Below are 6,608 nucleotides of genomic sequence, written 5' to 3'. Positions count from 1 at the left end.
AGCATCAGCGTCGGGAGGATGTCACTTTGGATTAGTTATCCGTCAGCATTTGTTGTTCGAGTTCCTTCAGATACAGCTCAGTGCCGATGGGGCCAGGTAATCCCAGGCATAAATAAGCTGGAATGAAATAGACTCGACCAGCTTTGCTAGCCTCTAGAGAAAGTGCGATCGCACTTTCTGCCCAGGATCGTTTAATGTCCGCTAGCCGATCGGAATCAAATCGATCGTCACCCGCGACGTGCTCAGACGGGTTGAAATTGCTGCCCAGCATAATGACAGAATCGGCTTCATTCATCTGAGGTAGGGTTTCAATCGATATCGGGAGTGGAGACGCTGGATCGGACCATTCGAATCCAGGTGGTGCTACCAGTTGAAACCCCATTTCCTCAAGCAGGGAGCTGCACATACCGTGGCCAGAGTTGCCCAAATACATATCTTGAAAATTTCGGGAACTGAGCAACAGCAGCTTTGGGTGGGTTGAAACGACAGGGGCAAAATCTTCACGGGCTGCGGCAATTTGCTGCTCTGCCTTGACCAGAATCTGTTCTGCCTGCTCGGTGCGATTGACGGCTTGGGCGATTGCCCTCAATGCTATCTCCGGCTCGGCCCATTCAAACAGTAAGGTGGGTGCGATGTTGGACAAGGTTTCATATTCGCTCGCATTCCACTCTGTTCCTAAAATCAGGTCGGGCTGAACCTTGAGAATCGATTCTAATGATGGGTTTGCAGCCGTGCCTACATTTACTACGGTTTGAGTAATATAGCGTCCAAGATAAGGAATCTGTTGACTGGGATTATCATAGTCTCTTCTACCTCCCACCTCAATGTCAGCAAATGCGATCGGTTGCACACCCAGAGCCAGCAGGGATTCTAACAGATGAGGCCCCAAAACCACAACTTTTTGAGGCTGACCGCAAACCTCAGTTTCGCCTAATTCATGCTGAATGGTTTGGCAGTCGGTTTGGGCTTCGCTCTGGGGTGAAGAAGAAGAATTGACCGTTGCCTGGTCAGCTCTCCCCTGGCAGGCGGAAATCGCCACCACGGTCAACGCTATCCACGGCAACAGTCGTATCGATGCAACTCTCTTCACAGCTCGCTCAACTCCCAATCAAACGGCATCAGAACTCCACTGCAACAGAACCAATAATAGTAAATGGGGCGCCGGGTTCAATCGCATTGGTTCTGCTATTGTTTGTGGATGCAATGTAATCAATATCGAAGATATTTTTGGCATTGAGTGCGAATCGCCAATTGTCACGCCGATAGAAAATCGCAGCATTGGTCAAGAAAAAATCATCGACCTGAAAACTATTGTTTAAATCTCCCTCCCGTTCTCCCAAAAAATTAAATCCCAGTCCAAATCCTAGCCCTTGCAAATTCCCGCGCTGAATCTCATAGGTTGTCCACAAGCTAGCGCTATGTTCAGGCACATTAAACAGTCGATTTCCAACTGGAATCAGGTTGTCTTCTGTTACTTCCGCGTCAATATAAGCATAGGAGGCAATCACATTCCATCCTGGTGAAATTTCTCCTACCACGTCTAGTTCAATCCCTCGACTGCGCTGCTTGCCCGTTGCCACCAGCGCAAATGGATCGAGTGGATCTTGAGTCGCCACATTCTGCCGAGTAATGTCAAAATAGGCCAGGTTTGCAAACAAATTGCCATCTAAAAATTCAGCTTTGACACCTAATTCAAATCCTTCGCCGCGCTCTGGTTCCAGTGGATCGCCACTGCTGGTTGTGTCAAGGCTGGGTGTAAACGACTGAGAATAGCTAGCGAACAGAGACAGAAATTCAACTGGTTGATAGACAATCCCAACTCGAGGTGTCCAGGCATCATCATTGCGAGTGGTTTCTGACTCAAATGGAGCAGAAAGACTTGGTTTACTCGTTGTTATCTGTTCTACGGTGTCGTACCGAATTCCTGCTAATAGAATTAAGCCATCCAAAAGCTCGATTTGATTTTGCAGATAAACCCCAAGCCGATCGCTTTGAATGTCCGTATCGCTAAATAGAGGCAAGTTATTTCCAATCTCAGGTGCTAACCCATACTGGGGATTAAATAGATCGAGAAAGGATGGGCTGAAAAGATCGAAGCCTGCGCTCTCTCTATCTTCAGTTCGATTTAGATCGACCCCAAACAAGAGCGTATGGTCAACCGAACCTGTAGCAAATTCGCCAACAATATTCGTTTGGAGCGAAAAGTTTTCTATGTCTAAATCTTGCCGTGCTGGAAAACGCGTCAGAATTCCGGTTGCCTCATCAAATTCCAAGGGAATAAATCCCACATCTAGCAAATCTCGATTGGAATATTCAAAGGCGTTGCGGATCCGCCAGCTATCGTTAAAGCGATGCTCCAGCTCATAGCCCAGCCGCAGCGACTCATTATCCACAAAGTCGTCAGGTTCGCCAGTAATCCGATCGAAAGGGATATCAATCACACCATCGCCAAAGGCAACTAAACCATTATCAAACGGAAGCTTCTCATTGGTATATTCAACACTGAGAGTTAGGTCGGTGCGATCGCCAAATTTCACTGCTAACACCGGGGCAACAAAAGCCCGTTCTGTATCCTGCTCATAATTTGTGAATCCATTATCATGAAAGTAGGATGCATTCAGCCGATACAATACGCTTCCCTCTGCATTCAGGGGGCCAGTGAGGTCTATCTGGGGTTGAAACACACCTCGATTGCCCACATCCAGTTCCAGTCGATAAAGCGGTTCAGCCAGCGGCTGTTCCGTCACCAGGTTGATCACACCTCCGGGCTGAATTTCTCCATAGAGAATAGAGGCTGGCCCTTTCAAGACCTCGACCCTTTCCAGATTAGTAATCGTGGGACTGGCCCCAGTGAATCCACCAAACTCTCTGAACCCATTACGCAGCGTGGGGGCATCAAACCCTCGAATGTTAAAGTCAAGCGAGGTGTTGCCAAACGTACCGCCCGATGTCACGCCACTTACGTTATTCAATGCTTCATCTAGGCGCGTCACTTGCTGATCTTCTAATACCTTACGGGGAACCACCTGAATGGAGGCCGGAACATCTAAAATCGGGGTGTCCGTGCGAGTGGCCGTGCTGGCATTGGGCAAAAAGTAATCATCATCAGTTTGCTCGCCAGTGACACTAATCTGAATAGAGTCGTCTTCTGGGGTTTGAGCCGTTGAATCACCAGGAGTAACACTCACTGTGAGTCCAGTAGCGACAGTTGTGATGTTGAGGGTGGGCGGGGCATCCGTGCCCGTGATCGCGATCCGCACCTGATTGTCTGGCAAATTCGTTACGTTGATCAGCACGATCCCTTCGGCTGGATCGCCAGCAAAGAAGTCTTCGCCGTCCGGCAAATTCAAAACCGCATTGGAGATATCTGCGATCGCAGCATTGCCAGTAATCGACGTTGTGGGTGCCGACAACTCGCCAGTCGTTTCAAGCTGGAGCGTGACACCTTCTTCGACTTCTTCAACTCGGATGCCAGTAATCTCGACTAAATCAGCCCGAGCAATTTGCTCGATCCACTCATCTACAGTCGTTGCGGCTGACTCCAGTTCACTCCTTTGAGTGGCATCAACTGAACTCGATCCGACCTCTTCCAGAGGCAAATCAGCAGCTTCAAGGTGAGGAGAGATGCCGGAAGCAAGAGAATTTAACCTGGATTGAGGCTTAATGTCCTCTGCTACTGCGGGCCGGATTGGCAATAGCACAAACAACGCAGAAATTCCGATCGGAATCACTCCGATCCAGATTGCCAAAGACGTGCCACGTGTCAGTTTTGTCATGCCTCACTCACCCACCGTTAATCTATCTAACAAGAATCATTCTTATTTAGGAGGTGAGAAAATCATAGAGGTTATGAGCGATCGCCATCTTTGTAAACCGGACTTTTTTCTTTGTTATCCGGACTTTCTGCTAATAGCTCTCTCGATCGTGTCATAGGTATAGCCCAACTGCCTGTAGTCTAAAACATCGGCTGGTATTACCGCTGAATCAGTAACGAGGAGCAGCGATCGCAAATTTCCCGATCCATACTCTCCAGGTGTGGATAGTCCTCTATCCCAGGGCCACATTGGGTCGTGCAGATTATGGCCAAATGGCATGCCGTCAGATGGATAAAAAGTTTCACCTGTGTGTCCCTGGTCTTGCCATTCTGCCCAGAGGCGATCAACATTGGCATGGTTGAGCCAAAAAAATGGGTCGTAGGGAGAACTGGGAATGCTGTCCATTGTGCCGAGAATTTTGGTTTGAAGCACAGGATCTTTGGGATCGACTACGCTTCCTCCAATTACGGAATGAGCGTAGGCGTGGATTGCCCATCCCAGGACATACTGCTGTTTTGCATCTAAAACCAGCGCTCCTTCAATTAGCGCATTAAAAATCTCATAATGATCAAAGCGAAATAACTCATCAATCGCACGTTGCGGAATGGGATAGGCATCACAAGATTGGCGATCAAGGGCAGCAAAGCGGGTTGTCCATGAGCTGGATTGCCTTGAGCTGGTCCCGTTGCTCCCGAACGCCAACGGAATCCCATCGTCATAACATGCTGAAGAACAAGCTGGTCATAAATGCTGAGGGCACTGCCTTCTGGCACTGTTGTTTTTAATGTGTAAACAGCATTCACGAAGGCGGCTTTTTCGGGTGCAGTCAGGTTCACTTCATTCTTCCGAATCCGGCCTGGCGAGACGGATAATTAAGGATAAACCAGTGCAGGCGTTGGTGCATCAATGGAGGGCGGATGGTAAGCGGACAATCGATGTCGCAGTTCTTCCGTCAGAACAATCACTGCAATGTTTAACAGAGCGATCTCCAATGTTACAACCCAGGAGGAACGTTTTGCCAGTCAGAGGAATTTCATCATACGGTAGCGCCGTAAACAGCGATTTTCAGTTGTGTTTCATATCAAGTCTATTAGCCCTCGATAAATTGACTAATCGGCACACAGAGCGGCGTCCCCGAAATAGGGTCAGGAATAATGCGGCTGTGTAAGCCAAACACCTGCTGTACCAAAGATTCTGTCACCACCTCTGCGGGTCGTCCTTGAGCCAGCACTGCCCCATTCTGCAAAGCTGCCAAATGATGGCTGTAGCGGCAGGCCATATTCAAATCGTGCAGCACCATAACGATGGTGCGACCTGCATCCCGATTCAAGTGATATAGCAGGTCGAGCACCTCAATTTGGTGCGCCAAATCCAAATAGGTCGTTGGTTCATCCAGCAGCAGCGTCTCCGTATCCTGCGCCAGCGCCATCGCAATCCAGGCTCGCTGTCGCTGCCCACCCGATAACGTATCGAGGGGACGATTGGCAAACTTTTCCAAGTGAGTGGTTGAGATCGCACCTTCCAACTTCAGCTCATCTTCCCGCGACCACTGTTGCAGCCAGTTCTGGTGGGGATAGCGACCCTGCGCTACTAGTTCTCGTACCGTTAATCCTTCTGGTGCAGATGGACTTTGGGGCAGGATGCCTAGTCGCTTGGCTAGTTCTTTGGTGGGCAAATGTGCGATCGCATCCCCTTCTAGATAAACCGTTCCTCCCTGCGGCTTTAGCAACCGCGCCATGCCCCGCAGCAGCGTAGACTTACCGCAGCCGTTTGACCCCACCAGTGTCGTGATTTGACCCTTAGGAATTGCCAATTCTAGCCCTTGAATAATCACATTGCCGTCATAGGCTAAGGTCAGCTTCCGAGCAGTCAAAGCGATTTGGTCTGCGGTGTTTAAGAGCATGTTTAGAAGGATAAATAGATTAGTGCAAGGGAGATTGGGAGGGTATGAGTAAGAGTGGGAAGAATGCGTGTAGTAGGGCTACCGCTCTGCTCCGCTGCTTCCGCTCACGCAAAGTACTTCAGCTAAAGTCACGCAGCATCTTCTTAATTTCCAGGTTGTGCATTTCTTCCTGGCCGATTTTGGTGCGGGAATATTCTTCTAAATAAATGCTGGCATTTTCGACCACACCCAGCAGCTTTTTATACATGTTAAGCGCTTGCTGCTCGTGATTGAGACTTTCTTGTAGAAGATCTTTGACGGCATGGCGATTGGTTTCTTCGATCTTGGCGATGCGTTGCCTCGGATGCCCCTCTAAACCTGTAATAATTTCGCCCGCTTCCTGGGCATGTATCAGCGATTCACTGGCCTGCGCTTTGAAAAAGTCCACAATCGGAATCCGATTCGGCCCAGTCACCATTAGCGAGTAGTGAGTATAGCGCACTACTCCTGCTAGCTCAAACTCCATAATCTGGTTCAGTAATTCGATGGTGCTTTGGGTATTGAGGTCTTTCATAAACGTATTTTCGCCAAATTGCAGTGTGGCCGTTCGTACTGAAACTGCCCTTGTTAGGAGTCACTATCAAATACAACTCCGACCATGTTAGACGATATGAAAAACTTTTGGGCGTTATGACCTTCCGCAATCTGCTAGATTGTGCTTAAGAGCTTTTCTCAACCGAGACAAATAGAAATCAGCCTTACACCTGTCGCGATCTCGCGGGGTCATCGTGGGTTCTTAGCTCAGCCTGCAAACGGTGTGACAGCTTCCAGCCAATCAAGCCAATCAGGCTCATGCCAACCGCACAGATTTCGAACAGCAGCGCGATACCGGCACCAGTCTCAGTACCAAA

Annotated in this window: 5 protein-coding genes; all 5 read right to left on the bottom strand. The window is 49.1% G+C overall.

The window, feature by feature from the left end; translation table 11 throughout:
* Positions 1-31: 31 nt before the first annotated feature.
* Complete coding sequence (locus KR51_RS03950) at positions 32-1,090, bottom strand: ABC transporter substrate-binding protein (protein WP_022605054.1); 1,059 nt, start codon at positions 1,088-1,090, stop codon at positions 32-34.
* Positions 1,091-1,118: 28 nt separating this feature from the next.
* Positions 1,119-3,776 (bottom strand): TonB-dependent siderophore receptor, encoded by a 2,658-nt coding sequence (locus tag KR51_RS03945; RefSeq protein WP_022605053.1) that lies wholly within the window; start codon positions 3,774-3,776, stop codon positions 1,119-1,121.
* 114 nt (positions 3,777-3,890) lie between these two features.
* A complete protein-coding gene (locus tag KR51_RS18000; protein WP_071783199.1) occupies positions 3,891-4,517 on the bottom strand; it encodes a tyrosinase family protein in 627 nt (208 codons plus the stop codon).
* Between the two features lie 388 nt (positions 4,518-4,905).
* Positions 4,906-5,718, bottom strand: coding sequence for an ABC transporter ATP-binding protein (locus KR51_RS03935; RefSeq protein WP_022605051.1), 813 nt, complete (start codon positions 5,716-5,718; stop codon positions 4,906-4,908).
* Between the two features lie 118 nt (positions 5,719-5,836).
* Entirely contained in the window at positions 5,837-6,271 is a 435-nt protein-coding gene (locus tag KR51_RS03930; RefSeq protein WP_022605049.1) for a ferritin-like domain-containing protein, read from the bottom strand.
* Positions 6,272-6,608 lie beyond the last annotated feature (337 nt).

Source organism: Rubidibacter lacunae KORDI 51-2, assembly GCF_000473895.1.
Classification (GTDB): Bacteria; Cyanobacteriota; Cyanobacteriia; order Cyanobacteriales; family Rubidibacteraceae; genus Rubidibacter; species Rubidibacter lacunae.
The sequence above is the reverse complement of the archived record's forward strand: the minus strand, read 5'-3'. Positions and strand labels throughout refer to the sequence as shown.